Annotated in this window: 18 protein-coding genes and 1 riboswitch; of the genes, 7 read left to right on the top strand and 11 right to left on the bottom strand. The window is 73.3% G+C overall.

Annotation, left to right across the window (positions count from 1 at the left end):
- Positions 1 to 14: 14 nt before the first annotated feature.
- Together M8330_RS06045 and M8330_RS06040 are read left to right on the top strand one after the other, a co-directional pair.
- Entirely contained in the window at positions 15 to 1,181 is a 1,167-nt protein-coding gene (locus M8330_RS06045; RefSeq protein WP_250051490.1) for a betaine/proline/choline family ABC transporter ATP-binding protein, read from the top strand.
- Complete coding sequence (locus M8330_RS06040) at positions 1,178 to 1,984, top strand: ABC transporter permease (RefSeq protein WP_250051488.1); 807 nt, start codon at positions 1,178 to 1,180, stop codon at positions 1,982 to 1,984. Before M8330_RS06045 ends, M8330_RS06040 begins: the two co-directional genes overlap by 4 nt.
- A 222-nt stretch (positions 1,985 to 2,206) precedes the next feature.
- On the opposite strand, the gene M8330_RS06035 is transcribed toward M8330_RS06040, so the two are convergent.
- Positions 2,207 to 3,151 carry a glycine betaine ABC transporter substrate-binding protein gene (locus M8330_RS06035; RefSeq protein ID WP_250826596.1) on the bottom strand — a complete coding sequence of 315 codons (945 nt, stop codon included), beginning with the start codon at positions 3,149 to 3,151 and terminating at the stop codon, positions 2,207 to 2,209.
- 489 nt (positions 3,152 to 3,640) lie between these two features.
- Positions 3,641 to 4,750: an alpha/beta hydrolase family protein gene (locus tag M8330_RS06030; RefSeq protein WP_250826595.1), complete on the bottom strand. Its 1,110-nt coding sequence runs from the start codon at positions 4,748 to 4,750 to the stop codon at positions 3,641 to 3,643.
- 108 nt (positions 4,751 to 4,858) lie between these two features.
- Here M8330_RS06030 and M8330_RS06025 point away from each other — a divergent pair, with 108 nt between their 5' ends.
- Entirely contained in the window at positions 4,859 to 5,269 is a 411-nt protein-coding gene (locus M8330_RS06025) for a DUF3253 domain-containing protein (protein ID WP_250826594.1), read from the top strand.
- A gap of 26 nt (positions 5,270 to 5,295) precedes the next feature.
- Here M8330_RS06025 and M8330_RS06020 read toward each other — a convergent pair whose 3' ends face one another.
- The 4 genes from M8330_RS06020 to groL form a co-directional block, all read right to left on the bottom strand.
- On the bottom strand, positions 5,296 to 6,276 hold the full coding sequence (locus M8330_RS06020; protein WP_250826593.1) for an aminoglycoside phosphotransferase family protein: 981 nt from the start codon (positions 6,274 to 6,276) through the stop codon (positions 5,296 to 5,298).
- Complete coding sequence (locus M8330_RS06015) at positions 6,273 to 6,854, bottom strand: nucleotidyltransferase family protein (RefSeq protein WP_250826592.1); 582 nt, start codon at positions 6,852 to 6,854, stop codon at positions 6,273 to 6,275. The genes M8330_RS06020 and M8330_RS06015 overlap by 4 nt, the downstream gene beginning before the upstream one ends.
- Positions 6,851 to 7,387 (bottom strand): hypothetical protein, encoded by a 537-nt coding sequence (locus M8330_RS06010; protein ID WP_250826591.1) that lies wholly within the window; start codon positions 7,385 to 7,387, stop codon positions 6,851 to 6,853. The genes M8330_RS06015 and M8330_RS06010 overlap by 4 nt, the downstream gene beginning before the upstream one ends.
- A 108-nt stretch (positions 7,388 to 7,495) precedes the next feature.
- The gene (gene groL, locus M8330_RS06005; protein ID WP_250051474.1) at positions 7,496 to 9,124 is read right to left on the bottom strand and encodes a chaperonin GroEL; all 1,629 of its coding nucleotides are present in this window, start codon (positions 9,122 to 9,124) and stop codon (positions 7,496 to 7,498) included.
- Positions 9,125 to 9,425: 301 nt separating this feature from the next.
- Between groL and M8330_RS06000 the strand changes: the two genes are divergently transcribed.
- On the top strand, positions 9,426 to 10,022 hold the full coding sequence (locus M8330_RS06000) for a class I SAM-dependent methyltransferase (RefSeq protein ID WP_250826590.1): 597 nt from the start codon (positions 9,426 to 9,428) through the stop codon (positions 10,020 to 10,022).
- A gap of 3 nt (positions 10,023 to 10,025) precedes the next feature.
- Here the strand turns inward: M8330_RS06000 and M8330_RS05995 are convergent, their stop codons facing one another.
- A complete protein-coding gene (locus tag M8330_RS05995) occupies positions 10,026 to 10,856 on the bottom strand; it encodes an SGNH/GDSL hydrolase family protein (protein WP_250826589.1) in 831 nt (276 codons plus the stop codon).
- Positions 10,857 to 11,010: 154 nt separating this feature from the next.
- Here M8330_RS05995 and M8330_RS05990 point away from each other — a divergent pair, with 154 nt between their 5' ends.
- Genes M8330_RS05990 through M8330_RS05980 form a run of 3 tightly spaced genes read left to right on the top strand, consistent with a single transcriptional unit; the run spans position 11,011 to position 12,988 of the window.
- A complete protein-coding gene (locus M8330_RS05990) occupies positions 11,011 to 11,382 on the top strand; it encodes a YciI family protein (protein ID WP_250051468.1) in 372 nt (123 codons plus the stop codon).
- Positions 11,379 to 11,735, top strand: coding sequence for a YciI family protein (locus M8330_RS05985; RefSeq protein ID WP_250051467.1), 357 nt, complete (start codon positions 11,379 to 11,381; stop codon positions 11,733 to 11,735). Before M8330_RS05990 ends, M8330_RS05985 begins: the two co-directional genes overlap by 4 nt.
- 26 nt (positions 11,736 to 11,761) lie before the next feature.
- Complete coding sequence (locus tag M8330_RS05980; protein ID WP_250826588.1) at positions 11,762 to 12,988, top strand: RNA polymerase sigma factor; 1,227 nt, start codon at positions 11,762 to 11,764, stop codon at positions 12,986 to 12,988.
- A gap of 144 nt (positions 12,989 to 13,132) precedes the next feature.
- Here M8330_RS05980 and thrC read toward each other — a convergent pair whose 3' ends face one another.
- From thrC to M8330_RS05960, 4 genes are all read right to left on the bottom strand, one after another.
- Entirely contained in the window at positions 13,133 to 14,443 is a 1,311-nt protein-coding gene (thrC, locus tag M8330_RS05975; protein WP_250826587.1) for a threonine synthase, read from the bottom strand.
- Positions 14,444 to 14,453: 10 nt separating this feature from the next.
- Positions 14,454 to 14,602, bottom strand: a riboswitch (SAM riboswitch).
- Between the two features lie 171 nt (positions 14,603 to 14,773).
- On the bottom strand, positions 14,774 to 15,613 hold the full coding sequence (gene otsB / locus M8330_RS05970; RefSeq protein ID WP_250826586.1) for a trehalose-phosphatase: 840 nt from the start codon (positions 15,611 to 15,613) through the stop codon (positions 14,774 to 14,776).
- Positions 15,614 to 15,728: 115 nt separating this feature from the next.
- Entirely contained in the window at positions 15,729 to 16,289 is a 561-nt protein-coding gene (locus tag M8330_RS05965) for a LytR C-terminal domain-containing protein (protein ID WP_250826585.1), read from the bottom strand.
- Positions 16,290 to 16,291: 2 nt separating this feature from the next.
- Positions 16,292 to 16,585 (bottom strand): DUF3263 domain-containing protein, encoded by a 294-nt coding sequence (locus M8330_RS05960; RefSeq protein WP_250051460.1) that lies wholly within the window; start codon positions 16,583 to 16,585, stop codon positions 16,292 to 16,294.
- Between the last annotated feature and the right edge of the window lie 57 nt (positions 16,586 to 16,642).

Below are 16,642 nucleotides of genomic sequence, written 5' to 3'. Positions count from 1 at the left end.
CAAGGAGCGACCTGATGAACGCACAGGCCAAGATCCACCTGGACCGGGTGGTGAAGAAGTACCCCGGCAGCAAGGTCCCCGCCGTCGAGGAGCTGACGCTGGACATCCCCGAGGGCGAGATCCTCGTCCTCGTCGGCCCGTCCGGCTGCGGCAAGTCCACGACGCTGCGCCTGATCAACCGCATGATCGAGCCCAGCGGCGGCCGCATCCTGCTCGACGGGGAGGACGTCACCAAGGCGAACCCCGACAAGCTGCGTCGCCGCATCGGCTACGTCATCCAGCAGGTCGGGCTCTTCCCGCACCACACGATCGCGGACAACATCGCGACGATCCCGAAGATGCTGAAGTGGGACAAGAAGCGGATCACCGAGCGGGTCGACTACCTGCTCGACACCGTGGGCCTCCCGCCGGAGCAGTACCGCGACCGCTACCCCCGCGAGCTGTCGGGCGGCCAGGCGCAGCGCGTCGGCGTCGCCCGCGCGCTGGGTGCCGACCCCGACATCATGCTGATGGACGAGCCGTTCGGCGCGATCGACCCCATCACCCGCGAGCGTCTCCAGAACGAGTTCCTGCGCCTGCAGGAGGAGATGCACAAGACCATCGTCTTCGTCACCCACGACATCGACGAGGCGATCAAGATGGGCGACCGGATCGCGATCCTGGGCGAGCGCAGCACCATCCGCCAGTACGACACCCCCGAGCGCATCCTCGCCTACCCGGTCGACGACTTCGTCAACGACTTCATCGGCAACGGCTCGACCATCAAGGGCCTGAACTTCCTGCAGGTCTCCTCCCTGCGCCTTTCGGACTACCCGGCCCTGCGCGAGTCGGAGTCCGCCGCCGCGGGCCTGAACCTGCTGCAGGAGAAGGGTCGCGACTGGCTCGTCGTCCTGGACGGCGAGGGTCGCCCCGTCCGCTGGGCCAGCCAGGAGCAGCTGGGCCAGGCCGGCACCGGCGACATGCGTGGCGTGGGCGTCGAGGTGGGCGACCACCTCAAGGACGAGAACACGCTGTTCGAGGCGCTCGAGCTCATGGTGCAGTCGGCTGCCGGCCGCACCTGCGTCGTGGACGACGCGGGCCAGTTCCAGGGCATCGTGGACATGGGCCACCTCAACAAGGCCATCCGCACGGCCCAGAGCGAGGCCCGTCGCCACTACGAGGAGCTGGAGGCGAACGCATGAGCCAGAGCGCACTCGCGCTGGGCAACACCTCGCGTCCGAAGAAGACCATCGACGGGTCACGCGGCGCCTACCTGATCGACCGCTACGGGCTGGTCGTCGCACCGTTCCTCATCGCTGCGCTCGCGCTCGTCCTGTTCCTGTACTACCAGAGCCTCGACGTGCCCAACGCGGTCACGCAGGTGCGCACGTCGCTGGACCCGGAGGAGCTGCGGGCCGAGACGCTGCGGCACATCGAGATCTCGTTCCTGGCCACGCTCCTGGTGCTCGTCGTCGCGATCCCGGCCGGCGTGCTCCTGACCCGGCCGCGGTTCCGGCGGCTCGCGCCGTTCGTCCTCGGCATCGCCAACGCGGGGCAGGCGCTCCCGGCCTACGGCCTGATCGTGATCGGGCTGACCATCTCCGGGCAGGGCGTGTTCTCCGTCGTCTGGACGCTCGCGCTGTTCGCCCTGCTGCCCGTGCTGCGCAACACCATGGTCGGGCTCCAGGCGGTCGACAAGAACGTGGTCGAGGCCGGCCGCGGCATGGGCATGACGAAGATGGCGATCCTGTTCAAGATCGAGCTTCCCCTGTCCATCCCGGTGATCCTGGCCGGCGTGCGCACCACCATCGTCATCACGATCGGCATGGCCGCGCTCGCCTTCCTCATCGGCGGTGGCGGCCTGGGCATCACCATCAGCACCGGGCTGAAGCTGGCGCAGGACTCCGTCCTGATCGTCGGCGCCGTGCTCGTCGCGATCGTCGCGCTGACCTTCGACTGGATCGCCGCCTGCGCGGAGCGTCTGCTCAAGCCCAAGGGCCTCTGAGAGGCCTCTACGGCCACCGAGAGCCGCCGCCCCACCCGGGGCGGCGGCTCTCGTCGTTCCGGACGACGTGGGCCCTCGGACTCGCGACGGGACGTCGTCCCTCCTCGACCAGCGGGGTGGGTGCCGCCCGTCCTCGACAGCGGTGGCGAGGCCAGGCTCCGGATGCAGCGACGCCGCCGACCCCCGCAGGGGCCGACGGCGTCGGAGCGGTGAGGCTCGGCGTCAGAGGATGCCGATCTCCTCGAGGTAGGACTCGGCCACGGCCTCGGCCGGGGTGCCGTTGTTGTCGACCTCGCCGTTGAGCTCGGCCATCTTCTCGTTGTCGAGCGGCTCGAGGATCGTGTCGGCGATCTCGTCGTAGGTCTCGGCGTTGGCCTCGTACAGGTCGTCGCTCATGGTGAAGGAGACGTTGTAGAGGATCATGACGCCCGGGTCGTCGACCAGCTCGAGGTTGAGCGAGTTGATGCGGCCGTCGGTGGTGAAGACCTCGCCGAAGTCGCAGTTGCCGTCAGCGGTCTCGGTGTAGATGAGGCCGGTGTCGAGGATCTGCTGCTGGCTCTTGGGCACGGTGTAGCCGGTGGCGTCCTCGAAGAGCACCAGGCCGTCGGGGCGGCTGGGGAACTCGGTCTCCATGCAGACGGTGGCGTCGGGGTTGGCCTCGAGGTAGTCGGCCATGCCCTGGAAGTCGAAGCCGCCCTCGGCCTCGGCCAGGTCACCGTTGGCGGCAAAACCGTAGGTGTCGTTGAACGGGGAGAGCCCGACCCACTTGATCCCGTTGTCGGCCAGGTCCTGCTCGGCGGTGACGTCGTAGAGCTCCTGCGGGTCCTGGCTGGGGTCCTCGTTGCCGAGGTGGACCGTCCAGCCGGTGCCGTTGTACTCGGGGTAGACGTCGATGTCGCCCGCGAGGAGGGCGTCGCGGTTGACGCTCGTGCCGCCCAGGTTGACCTGGTTGGTGACGTCGGCGCCGTACGCCTCGAGCGCCTGCGAGAACATCTCGCCGAGCAGGATGTTCTCGGTGAAGTCCTTCGAGCCGACGGTGACGGACACACCGGACAGGGCCTCGCCGTCGGCGGAGCCGCTGCCGGAGTCGCTGCCGCAGCCGGCGGCGACGAGGGCGAGGGCGGCGAGGCCGGCGGTGGCGCCGAGCAGCTTCTTCTGGTTGCGCATTCGGTATTTCCTTCAGTCGCGTGCAGGTCTGCCCGCGGAACACCGGTCCCCGAGAGACTGACCAGGACGAAGAAGAGCGACACCGCACACAGCACGAGAAACACACCGCAACAGCGCCACGGTCTCAGCGAATGTCGTGCCGACGCCGGTCATGCCTGGGTTCCGTGAGCACCGCTACGCTACCCGGCTTAACTCAGCCTGAGAGGGTGATGGACGGCCCCCGGCATAACGATGCCGCAAAGATCCTCCTGCCCGGGTCGGTCACCGTGGTGATCGACACACGGCCCGGGCCCGAGGTGGCGCCGCGCGGGTCCTCCCGTCCTGCCCCTGCGGGCGGACGGAACGGGACCCGTCCGCGCGAGCACCTGGCCGGCCCCTCGGCAACCAACCTGGTGCGTGTCTCGCCCAGATCCCCCGTCGGCGCGGCCAGTCTGCCCGGTCGCCGTCGGGCTGTCACGACGACGGCGAGGTTTCACCCGCAGGGGTTGCTCACCCGTCCAGACGGGCCCGCAGGAAGCGCACCGTGCGCGCCATCGAGTCCGTGAACTGCGGACCGAACGCGTGCTCCTCCCCCGCGTACTCCACCAGACGGCTGCGGACCCCGGCCCGCTCCAGCAGCCGCTGGGTGGTGCGCGACCAGCCGATCGGGCAGACGTCGTCGCTGGTGCCGTGGTGGATGAGCACCGGTACCTCGATCCGGTCGAAGTAGGTGCGGGGCGAGAGCTGACGGTAGGCCCGCGGCTCCTGCGCGGGCGTGCCGCCGACGGCCTGCGCCAGGGCGGCGGCGAAGTCGGGGCGCTCGGGCACCGTCCAGCGGGCGAGGTTGTCGGTGAGGTCGGAGCTGACCGGGGCGAAGACGACGGCGGCGTCGACCAGGTCCGGGTCCGCCACGATGGCGTTGTACGTGACGCCCCCGCCGGCCGAGCGCCCGAGGAAGGCGGTGCGGTCCTCGTCCACGACCGCCATCTTCTTCACCTCCTGCACGGCCCCGATGGCGTCCCGGGTCCAGGCCAGGCGGCTCTCCCAGCCCACCTTACCCACCGGGTCGGAGCCGGCGTAGCCGCCGTAGTCGGTGTGCAGCACCACGAAGCCGCGGGCGGCCAGGTACTCCTGCTCGCGGCTCAGCCCCTGGCCCAGGCTGTAGTACGAGGGCTCGATGTACCCGTGGTTGAGGACGACGGCCGGGAACGGCCCACGCCCGCGGGGCACCAGCAGCTCGCCGGAGACCGTCCGGTCCTCGACCCGGTAGGTCACCGCCCACGAGCGCCACGTGTCGGTGGAGGCCAGCGGCTGGGTGCGGGTCAGCCGCCCCGAGCGCACCCCGTCGCGCATGAGGGCCGGCAGGGACACCTTCCGCTCCACCCGGGGCAGGTCCTCGGCGGCCACGGTCTCGTCGGCGCTCGCCGACCCGGACCCGGACTCCGAGGGGCTCGCTGTCCGCGTCGGCGATCCTGACGACGTCGACGGCTCGGACGGGGCGGGCGCGCTGCTGCTCGCGGGCGCGGCCGCGCCGCCGGCGTCCTCCTGCGTGCCGCCCGTGCAGGCGGTGAGGACGAGCGCGAGCGCCGCCAGCGCGGCGGCGAGCGGTGTGCGGGTCATGCGGGCTCCTGACCGTGTCCCGGGGCGGGTGCTGCGTGGATCCTGCGTGGGGGCTGCTCGGGGGGGCCAGCCTGCCGGGTCGGGCAAGGCGTCCGCTCGCCGTGAGGGGTGAGCGGACGCCCCGCGCCGCGCGGCAGGCTGGTGGGCGTAAGCACCCCCGAGCCCAAGACCTGCGCGACCTGCGGCCGCACGATCGAGTGGCGCAAGAAGTGGGAGCGCAGCTGGGACGACGTGCGCTACTGCTCCACCGCCTGCCGCCGGCACAAGCCCGGGCCCACGGACGAGGCGCTCGAGCGGAGCATCACCGACCTGCTCGCCTCGCGCGCGGCCTCGTCGACGATCTGCCCCTCGGAGGCGGCGCGGGCGGTCGGCGGGGAGGACTGGCGCGACCTCATGGAGCCGGCGCGGCGTGCGGCGCGACGGCTGGTGGCGGCCGGACAGGTGGAGATCACCCAGGGCGGACGAGTCGTGGACCCCTCCACGGCCAAGGGCCCGATCCGCGTGCGCCGGGCCCGCTGAGACCGGCCTGCCGGGCTGGGGGCGGGTCAGACGAGCGCAGCGGCCGTCTCCAGGAACGGGCGGCCGACCGTGGGTGCGCCGAACCCGCTGACGTAGAGGCCGGTCGAGACCCGCTCGAGGTAGGCCCAGTCCCAGACGCGGCGCGCGTCCAGCCCGGTCGCGGTCGCGAGCAGCCCGCACCAGCCGCGCAGCCGGGCGCGGGCGTCGGCGCCCCGCAGGTGCGAGGACCAGTCGCGCACCGCGACGCCGAGGTCGTAGGCGGGGTCGCAGGCGAACCCGTCGGGGTCGACGAAGGCCCAGCCGGTGCCGCGTCCGTCCCGGGTGCGGAGCAGGTTGGAGGGGTGGGCGTCGCCGTGCACGGTGACGGTCGCACCGGTCCAGCCGGCCAGCCGCTCGGCCGCCGCGAGCGCCTCGCGCAGGGCCGCGGGATCGGTGACGCCGCCGAGCCGTGCGTCGGTCTCGCGCACCGCGCGGGCCAGCGACAGCGCCTTGTCCTCGCGCGGCCCCGTCGGGGGCGGCGGCACCTGCCACGCCTCGCGCAGGGTGCGGGCCAGCACGGTGAGCCGGTCCTCCACGGAGCCGCCCGTGGCGTCCAGGGACGGGCCGAGCCGCTCCAGCAGCAGCGCGTCGGCCCCGTCCGCCAGACCCAGGTCGGACGCCGGCACGTACGCGTGCAGCCGCGCGTACCCGCGCCCGTCCGCCGCACGCAGCACCCGGGCCTCTCCCCCCTCTCCGCCCTCTCCGCCGTCGCGCCCCTCCCCGAGCCCCTCCCCGAGCCCCGGCTCGGGCAGCCGCACCTTCAGCACCCGTTCCTGCTCGTCCCGGGTCGTGGCGGCCAGCACGTACGAGGCCGAGCCGCCGGGCAGCTGCCGGCCCCAGGCGACCTCCCAGCGCTGGGCCAGTGCGTCGAGGACGCCGGGCAGGGCCGCGTGCCACGCGGCGCCGGCCTCCCCCAGGTCGGCCACCCGGGCGCGCGTGAGCGGCTGGAGCCGTGGGGGTGCGCTCACCGCGGTGGCCCGTCGTCGTCCACACCCGTGGCCAGGTCCCCGCACTCGACCAGCACCGGCGGGTGCGCCCGCAGGTAGGGCCGTGCGCCGGCGTCCCCCGTCGCGACGTCCAGGACGCCGGCCCAGTGCTCGCGCCCCAGCAGCACGGGGTGGCCCGGGGTGCCGAGGAAGCTCGCCCGGGCCAGCGAGCCCGGGCCGCTGCACCGCAGCACCACGCGCGCGGCGACCTCGGCCCGGAGGTCGGGCAGGTCGACCAGGGCCACGAGGGCGGCCGCGACGTCGGTGCCCGCGAGCGCCTCGAGCCCGGCGCGCAGCGAGGCGGACTGGCCCTGCGCCCAGTCCTGCGCCACGACGACCCGCACGGCGTCGTCCGGCTCGAGCAGGTCCGCGGCCTCGGGCGCGGCGCCCAGCACCACCGTCACCGGGTCGCAGCCCGCGTCCCGCAGCAGGGCCACGGCACGGGTCAGCCACGGGCCGCCCTCGTCGGCGGCCAGCGCCTTGGGCCCACCGCGGCGGGTGCCGGCGCCCGCGGCGAGGACCAGGCCGGCCACGCGGCGGGCCGGTGCCGCGGCGCTCACGCCGTCGTCCCGAACGCCCGCTCGTACAGGCGCGTGCGCGCGGCGGTCTCCTCCCCGGAGAAGCCGCAGACCATGACCTGGGAGCCCGAGGCGGCCACCAGCACGTCCTCGTCGACCTCGAGGGCCAGGCCGTCGAGCAGGAGGTCGACGTCGTCGAGCACGTCGAGCCGCAGGGTGCCGGCCTCCTCGCCGGCCCAGGTGCGGTCGGTGACGACCGTGACGCTGCCGTCACCGGCGTCGGTGACCGTGCCCGACCAGGCTCCGTCGGCGAGCCGCAGCCGGGCCGCGGTCGGCACGGCGCAGCGGCCGCTGGCCGAGGCCGCGGTCAGCGTCACGACGGGGTACGCGGCCTCGTCCTGGCTCTCGCTGCCGTCCTCGCCCTCGTCGGTACCGGAGGAAGGGCTGCCGGACGGGCTGGTGGACGGGCTGGCCGAGGGGGCCGGCTCCGCCGTCGGGGTGCCCTGCGAGGCGCACCCGGAGGCGAGCACCAGCGCGCACAGGCCGGCGAGCAGGAGGGGTCGGGGGCGGTGCACCCGGCCAGTCTCACACGGGCCCCGTGACCGGCCCGGACATGCCGCACGGCCCCGGTCCACCGAAGGGACCGGGGCCGTGCGGGTGGTGCAGGTGCTACGAGGCAGGACTCAGAAGTCCATGCCGCCCATGCCACCGTCGCCGCCCGGCATGGGGGCGGCCTTCTCCGGCTTGTCGGCGACGACAGCCTCGGTGGTGAGGAAGAGCGCCGCGATGGAGGCGGCGTTCTGCAGGGCGCTGCGGGTCACCTTGGCGGGGTCGATGATGCCGGTGGCCAGCATCTCGACGTACTCGCCGGTGGCCGCGTTGAGGCCCTGGCCGGAGGGGAGGTTGCGCACCTTCTCCGACACGACGCCACCCTCGAGACCGGCGTTGATCGCGATCTGCTTGAGCGGGGCCTCGATGGCGACCTTGACGATGTTCGCGCCGGTGGCCTCGTCACCCGTGAGGTCCAGCTTCTCGAACGCGTTGGCGCCAGCCTGGACGAGGGCGACGCCACCGCCGGCGACGATGCCCTCCTCGACGGCAGCCTTCGCGTTGCGCACGGCGTCCTCGATGCGGTGCTTGCGCTCCTTGAGCTCGACCTCGGTGGCCGCGCCGACCTTGATGACGGCCACGCCGCCGGCCAGCTTGGCGAGGCGCTCCTGGAGCTTCTCGCGGTCGTAGTCGGAGTCGCTGTTCTCGATCTCGGCGCGGATCTGGTTGACCCGACCCTCGATCTGACCGGCGTCGCCGGAGCCCTCGACGATGGTGGTCTCGTCCTTGGTGATGACGACCTTGCGCGCGGTGCCGAGCAGCTCCATGCCGGCCGACTCGAGCTTGAGGCCGACCTCCTCGGAGATGACCTGGCCGCCGGTCAGGATCGCGATGTCCTGCAGCATGGCCTTGCGGCGGTCACCGAAGCCCGGGGCCTTGACGGCGACGGACTTGAAGGTGCCGCGGATCTTGTTGACGACCAGCGTGGACAGGGCCTCGCCGTCGACGTCCTCGGAGATGATCAGCAGCGGCTTGCCGGACTGCATGACCTTCTCGAGGATGGGGAGCAGGTCCTTGACGGAGCTGATCTTCTGGTTCGCGATGAGGATGTAGGGGTCGTCGAGGACGGCCTCCATGCGCTCCATGTCGGTCGCGAAGTAGGCGGAGATGTAGCCCTTGTCGAACCGCATGCCCTCGGTGAGCTCGAGGTCGATGCCGAAGGTGTTCGACTCCTCGACCGTGATCACGCCCTCCTTGCCGACCTTGTCCATCGCCTCGGCGATGGCGTCGCCGACGGTGGTGTCGCCACCGGCGGAGATGGTCGCGGTGGCCGCGATCTGCTCACGGGTCTCGATGTCGGTGGCCATGCCGAGCAGCTGCTCGGACACGGAGGCGACAGCCGCCTCGATGCCACGCTTGAGGCCCATCGGGTTCGCACCGGCGGCCACGTTGCGCAGGCCCTCGCGGACCATGGCCTGGGCCAGCACGGTGGCGGTGGTGGTGCCGTCGCCAGCGACGTCGTCCGTCTTCTTGGCGACCTCCTTGACGAGCTCGGCACCGATCTTCTCGTAGGGGTCCTCGAGCTCGATCTCCTTAGCGATGGACACACCATCGTTGGTGATCGTGGGGGCGCCCCACTTCTTCTCGAGCACGACGTTGCGGCCCTTGGGACCGAGGGTCACCTTCACCGCGTCAGCGAGCGTGTTCATGCCACGCTCGAGACCGCGGCGGGCCTCCTCGTCGAATGCAATCAGCTTCGGCATAACTCCTGCGATCCTTCGCATCTGAAGAGTCGGTGGACGAGCCGTGGCGCTGCCCGCGACGGACGACCGCTGCGGCCCGCCGGACCATTCCCGACGGCGCTGCGGCCTCAGCTCCCCGGCTCGGGGGTACTGTCACTCTCACAGAGAGAGTGCCAGCGTCATGTTTAGCACTCGACCCCCTCGAGTGCAAACGTCCTTGCCCTCTCACCGCCCCGTTCCCGCCCCGCTCCCGCCCCGCTCCCGCCCCGCTCCCGCCCCGCTCCCAGGGCCGGCGTCGGAGCCTCCGGCTAGCGTGCCTCGGGTGGACGAGCACCCCCTGGGCGACACCGCCGACCTCTGGGACGCCGAGGCCGACGCCTTCGACGAGCCCGCCGACCACGGCCTGCGCGACCCGACGGTCCGCGCCGCCTGGCGCGACCTGCTGCTGGGCCTCCTGCCACCGCCGCCGGGCCGGGTCGCCGACCTGGGCTGCGGCACGGCCACCCTCACCGACCTGCTGGCCCAGGCGGGCTTCGACGTCGACGGCGTGGACGTCTCCCCGCGGATGGTCGCGCTGGCGCAGGCCAAGACCGCGCAGCACCGGGGCGTCACGATCACCCGCGGCGACGCAGCCCGGCCGCCGCTGACCGACGGCACCTACGACGTGGTGCTGTGCCGGCACGTGCTGTGGGCGCTGCCGGAGCCGGTCGAGGTCCTGCGGCGCTGGGGCGGGCTGCTGCGGCCGGGCGGCCGGCTGGTGCTCGTCGAGGGACGCTGGGGCAACGGCGCCGGCCTGGCCGCGGAGGAGACGCAGGCGCTGCTGCGCGACGCGGGGCGCCGGCCCCGCCTCGTCCGCCTGCCCGAGGCGGTCTACTGGGGTCGGGAGATCAGCGACGACCGGTACGTGGTCGTCGGCTGAGGCTCAGCGACCGCCCCTGGGAGCCGCGTGGCCGAACGGCACGTCCTCGCGCTCGCCGAGTGCTGCCAGCAGCGAGGGCAGCATCGCCTCGGCCGTGCGCTTGTAGCCCAGCGGGCTGGGGTGGAAGCGGTCGAGGCTGAACATCTCGTCGGGGTTGGTGATGAAGAACGGCCCGACCACGTGCGCCAGGGAGACGGCGTGGGCGCCGGCGTGCAGCGCCGCGCGCTCCTGGGCCGCCGCCAGCTGGCGCGAGGCCCGCGAGCCCAGCGTCCGCAGCGGCTGCGGCACGGGGCGCAGCGCGCCCAGGTCGGGGCAGGTGCCGACGACCACGCCGGCGCCGAGCGCGCGCAGCCGGGTGACGGCGTCCTCGAGGTGGGCGGCGGAGTCCGCCACGGGCACCCGGTGGGTGACGTCGTTGCCGCCGACGACGATGACGGCGAGCTGCGGCCGGTAGTCGGGCGGGAGCGCGTCGAGCTGGGAGGCGAGCGCGGAGGACTCCGATCCGACGACCGCCGCGGTGCGCAGCCGCACCGCCCGGTGCAGCTGCTTGGCCAGGCCCTTGCTCAACCGCGCCCCCAGCGTCTCCTTGCGGACGTCGGCCCCCAGGCCGGCCGCGATGGAGTCGCCGAGCAGCAGCAGGTCCAGGGGGTCGCCGTAGCCGGCCTTCCACACCCGGTCGGCGTCGATCGCGTCCTCCCCCAGCGGCTTGCCGATGATCGCCCGGGCCTTCGCGGCCTGGGCGTGCAAGAGCTGGCGGAACGCGACCCCGAGAGCCCCGCCCACGGCGCCCACGGCCCCGGCGGTCACTCCCACGGCGATGAGACGACGACGCACGCCACCGGTCTACGCCGCCGCGCTGAACAACCGGTGAGCACCGGGTGGTCGGTGGAAGAAGGTCGTCCGCACCTGTCGATCGACGGCCTCCCCGGGCGTCACCCGGGTGACAGACTCGCGCCACACGGGCCGAGCACGAGCACGAGGAGCAGCCATGACCACGACCGAGTACGCCGTCCTGCTGACCGCCGACGAGTCGGCCTGGGAGACCGCGACCCCCGAGGAGCAGGCGGCGACCTTCGAGGTCCACTCCGCCTTCGCCGCCGCGCTGGAGGCGCGTGGCCACACCATCACCGGTGGCATGGAGCTGCACCCGGCCGCCACCGCCACGGTGCTCGCCCCCGACGGCGCCGGCGGCGTGCGCACCACCCAGGGCCCGTTCGCCGAGGCCGCCGAGCAGCTGGGCGGGCTGTACACGGTGGCGTCGGCCGACCTCGAGGACCTGCTGGAGGTCTGCCGCATGCTGGTGGCCACCGGCGCCACGATCGAGGTCCGCGCCGCGGTCGACCACGGCGGCCAGGCGTGAAGATCCTCGTCCTCCTGCACGAGGAGGACCCGGACGCCTGGCTGCGCGCCTCGGCGCAGGAGCGGCAGGCCGCCTTCGACCGGCACCGTGCGTTCGACGCCGCCGTCGAGGAGCGCGGGACGCTGCTCGCCGGCGCGGCCCTGGAGGAGACCGGACGCGCGCGGGTGCTGCACCCGGGGGCCGACGGCGCCCGGACGGTGACCGACGGGCCGTTCGCCGAGAGCACCGAGCAGCTCACCGGCATGTACCTGGTGGACCTGCCCAGCGTGGAGGTCGCCCTGGAGCTGGTGGCGCTGCTGCCCACCGGGTACCGCGTCGAGGTGCGCGGCTCGGTGCCGCTGGAGGACTACTGAGCCCCGACGAGCGCCTGGCCGCGGCGGTGCGGGAGGACTGGGGCCGGCTGCTCGCGTTGCTGGTCGCCCAGTACCGGCGGCTCGACCTCGCCGAGGACGGGCTGGCCGACGCCGTGGAGGCGGCCGCCCGCACCTGGCCGGTCGACGGCGCCCCGGCCAACCCGCCGGCGTGGCTGCTCACCGCGGCGCGCCGGCGGGTGCTGGACCGGCTGCGCGCCGAGGCGGTGCGCGCCCGGCACCAGCCGCTGCTCGAGGTCGAGGCCTCCCTCGTGGACGCGGTCGACCGGCTCGACCCCGCCGACCTGGTGGGCGACGACGCGCTGCCGGACGAGCGGCTCCGCCTCGTCCTGCTCTGCGCTCACCCGTCGCTGGCCCCAAAGCACGCCGCGGCGCTGACGCTGCGGATGGTGATGGGCGTGAGCACGGCCGAGGTCGCACGACTCTTCCTCGTGCCCGCCCCCACGATGGCCGCCCGGCTCACCCGCGCCCGCAAGCGGCTGGCCGGCGCCGGGTTCGCCGTGCCGGACGGCGACGCCCTGGCCGCGCGGGTCCTCCTGGTGGGCGAGGTCGCCTACCTCGCGTTCACGGCCGGGTACTCCCCCGGCACCGGCCCGGACGTGCTGCGCGCGGACGCCGCCGGGGAGGCGCTGCGACTCGTGCGCGTGGTGCGGGGGCTGCTGCCGTCGTCCTGCCCCGAGGACGTGCGCCGCGAGGTCGACGCCCTCCTCGCGCTGCTGCTCCTCCAGCACTCACGGCGCGACGCCCGGGTCGACGCGCACGGCGGCCTCGTGCTCCTCCCCGACCAGGACCGCGGCCGGTGGGACCACGCGGCGATCACCGAGGCGCTCGCCCTGCTGACCCCGCTGGCCACCGCGCCCGCGTCCCGGTGGCTGTGCGAGGCGCTGGTGGCGGCCGAGCACGCGATCGCGCCCACCTCCGCGGCCACCCGGTGGGACCGGGTCGTGGCCCGCTACGACGAGCTGGTCGGGCTGGGCGAGAGCCCCGTCGTCCGGCTCAACCGGGCCGTGGCCGTCGCCGAGGTGCACGGCCCGCACGCCGGCCTCGAGGCGCTGGCCGCGATCGACGCCGGCGGGCTGCCCGGGCACCGCCTGCCCGGCGTCCGCGCGGAGCTGCTCGCCCGCGCCGGCCGCACCCCCGACGCCCTGGCCGCCTTCGACGAGGCGATCGCGGCCTGCGAGAACGAGGCCGAGCTGGCCCACCTGCTGCGTCGTCGCGCCGAGACCTCCCGATGAGGCGTCTCCGCCACTAGTGCGCGACGAAGTGGTCCTGTTCTCGGCCGTCGGCGGTGCTTTTCGTCGCGCACTACTGGGAAGCACCGCGGGCCCCGACCCGAGGTGGGTGCGGGGCCCGCGGTGGCGGAGCGTGCGGGGGCTGGGTCAGGCGATGCCGGTGCCCACGAAGGCCGAGTAGGAGGCCTTGATGGTGGCGGCGGGGCCGACCTGGTCGGAGACGGCGTCGAGCGTCTTCAGGCCCATGCCGGTGTTGATGATGACGGTCTCGGCCTCGGGGTCGAGCTGGCCGGTCTGCACGAGCTTGCGGGTGACGGCCACGGTGGTGCCGCCGGCGGTCTCGGTGAAGACGCCCTCGGAGCGGGCGAGCAGCAGGATGCCCTCGCGGACCTCGTCGTCGGTCACGTCCTCGACGGCGCCGCCGGTCTCCCGGGCGATGTCGAGCACGTAGATGCCGTCGGCGGGGTTGCCGATGGCGAGGCTCTTGGCGATGGTGTCCGGCTTGACCGGGCGGATCGCGTCGACGCCGGCCTTGTAGGCGGTGGAGACGGGCGAGCAGCCGTTGGCCTGGGCGCCGAAGATCTTGTACGGCTTCTCCTCGACGAGGCCGAGCTTGATCAGCTCCTGGAAGGCCTTGTGCACCTTGGTCAGCTGCGAGCCGGAGGCGACGGGGATGACGACCTGGTCGGGCAGGCGCCAGCCGAGCTGCTCGGCGATCTCGTAGCCCAGCGTCTTGGAGCCCTCGGCGTAGAAGGGGCGCACGTTGACGTTGACGAACGCCCAGCCCTCCTCCTCGGCGGCGATCTCCTGCGCGAGCTTGTTGACGTCGTCGTAGTTGCCCTCGACGGCGACCAGCGAGTCGGTGTAGACGGCCGAGTTGACCTGCTTCGGCTTCTCCAGGTTGGAGGGGATGAAGACGACGGTCTTCATGCCGGCGCGGGCACCGGCGGCGGCCACGGCGTTGGCCAGGTTGCCGGTCGAGGGGCAGGCGAAGACCTTGGCGTCGAGCTCGCGGGCGGCCGAGAGGGCGCAGGCGACGACGCGGTCCTTGAAGGAGTTCGTGGGGTTGGTGGAGTCGTCCTTCACCCAGAGCTTCGAGATGCCCAGCGCGCGGCCGAGGTTGCCGGCCTCGAGCAGGCGGGTGAAGCCCGGCTCGGTGTTCGGGGACTCCTCGATGTCCGTGGGCACCGGGAGCAGCGCCTTGTAGCGCCAGATGTTGCGCGGGCCGCCCTCGATCTCCTCGCGGGTCACGGCCGGGAAGTCGTAGGCCACCTCGAGGGGGCCGAAACACTCGGGACAGGCGTAGGAGGGGCCGAGCTCGACCTCGTGGCCGCACTCGCGGCACAGGAGGGAGCGGGCGTTGCCGAAGGCACCCTCGCGGACGCCGGGGGCGGTACCGGGGCCGGTGGACACCTCGGTCGTCGTCTCGATGGACTCGATCGTGGACGCAGCGCTCATGAGTACCTCCTCCTCATCTTCCCCGAGCACGTCTCTCGTGCCGGGCCGGAATTAGCACCTTTTCCGCGATCCGTTCCTGACTGGCGTGCCAGGAGGCGGAGGTTCGCGGCGGTTGCCGGGACTTCAACGGGCCGTTCCCTCAGTCCCTCTCGATGAGAGCTGTGGCCACTGTACGTCCCGGAGTCTCGAATGGCGTACTCGAGTCCCAGGATGCGGTCGCGGCCAGGTGTCTGATCGCCCCGTGGCGGGGCGACCTGAGCCGAACCCGGGCCGACCGGGAGACCCGGGAGAACCGGGATAACCGGGCCCGATCAGGAGAACCGGGGCGGATCAGCGCTCGGCGGCGTCGTGCGCGAGCCGCGTGAGCAGGTCGACGACCCCGTCGGGGCCCTTGACCACGACGTCCGCGAGGGCGACCAGCGCCTGCTGCTCCGGCGAGGCGGAGGCGACCTTGAGCACCCGCAGCCCGTCCTCGGCCAGCACGTCGAGCTGCTTCATGGCCTCGACGTCGCCCAGGTCGTCCCCGGCGAACAGGAAGCCGCGCGCGCCGAGGCGCTGGGCGATCTCGGCCACGGCCATCCCCTTGTGCACCCCCGGGGCCCGGACCTCGACGACGTTGCGTCCCGGCTCCACGCCGAGGTCGTGCTCCTCGGCCAGCGCGGTCAGCGGGTCCAGCAGCCGCTCGAAGGCGGCCTCGGGCTCGGCCAGGCGGCGGGTGTGCACCGCGACGGCCAGGCCCTTCTCCTCGACGAAGGCGCCGTCGGCGTCCTTCTCCTCGAGCAGGTCGGGCAGGGCGTCGACGAACTCGCGCAGGCCCTCCGGCGGCTCCGGGGTGTCGATCTCGCGGTGGCCGCCACGCCAGCGCTCGTTGCCGTACTGCCCGAACAGGAACAGCTCGGTGCCGGCGGCGGCGAGCCGGTCGGCCAGCGCGTCGAGGTCGCCGAGGCCGATCACCTGCTCGGCGGGGCGACCGGTGATGATCGCGACGCCCGCCACGTGGGGGGCGAGCGTGGCCAGGGCCTCGTGGGCGTCGGGGTGGATGCCGGCGGAGGTGGGGTCGTCCACGATGGGCGCCAGCGTGCCGTCGAAGTCGAGGCCCACGACCGTGCCGTCCAGCACGGTCAGCAGGTCGCTCCAGCGACGCTCGGCGTCGGCGTTCGTGAACTCCATGTCGAACAGGGTCACACGAGCCGCGCCCGCGCGCGTCCCCTGATCAGCAGATGGGCCGCGGCCCCCGCTCCCCCGCGGCGTGGCGTGTGGGCGGGGTCTCACCGCCCCGCCGGGCTCAGTCCAGCTCGCCGGTGAGGATGACGGTGAGGCGGTCCATCTTCATCGGGTCCGAGGCGGTGACGACCCGGTCGATGCCGAGGTCGCGCGCCAGCAGCTTCGCCTCCCGCTCGAGCCGGGCCGGGTAGTACACGGTGTTGGCCGGGATGGTGCCGTACCAGTTGTCGGCCCCGACGACGTTCCAGCCGACGTCGGTGGCCGAGGTGGCGACCTCGCCGGCCAGGCCGCTGATGGAGGAGTTGTTGTAGACCTCGACGTAGGTCTTGGACCGGTTGACCGGCTTGCGCGTCCTCGTCGCGCTCGGCTCCTCGGACGGCTCGGCGGTCTCGCTCTCCTCACCCGCACCGGCGGAGGACCCGTCGGTGGCCGAGGCGGACGGGTCGGCGGTCGCCGAGGTGGAGGCGTCGGAGGCGGTGGTGATCTCCCGCTCCGCCTCGTCCGAGCCGCTGGTGGTCACCCACGCGACGCCGGCGAGCACCAGGGCGGCGAGGGAGAGCAGCAGGACGGGGGTGGGGAGCACCGCACCGCGGTCCGGCGCCTCGGGGCTGCGCGGACCCACGATCAGATCTCGAAGCCGAGGCGGCGGGCGGAGCGCTGGCGCTGCCGCGCGGCGCGCATGCGGCGGAGCCGGCGCACGAGCAGCGGGTCGGCCTCGAGGGCCTCCGGCCGGTCGATGAGCGCGTTGAGCACCTGGTAGTAGCGCGTGGAGCTCATGCCGAACTTCTCGCGCACGGCCGTCTCCTTGGCACCGGCGTACTTCCACCAGAGCCGCTCGAACTCGAGGATCTCGAGGTCGCGCGCGCTCAGGCCCGAGGCGTCCCCGGCGACCTGTGCGTCGTCCCGCTGAGGCTCCATGCGTCCCTTGCTCCCCTGCTGGTGCTGGTGTGACTGGCGATGCTCACGATGCTGGTG

The organism is Nocardioides bruguierae (assembly GCF_023656415.1).
GTDB classification, from domain to species: Bacteria; Actinomycetota; Actinomycetes; order Propionibacteriales; family Nocardioidaceae; genus Nocardioides; species Nocardioides bruguierae.
This window is presented reverse-complemented; position numbering and strand designations above follow the sequence as displayed.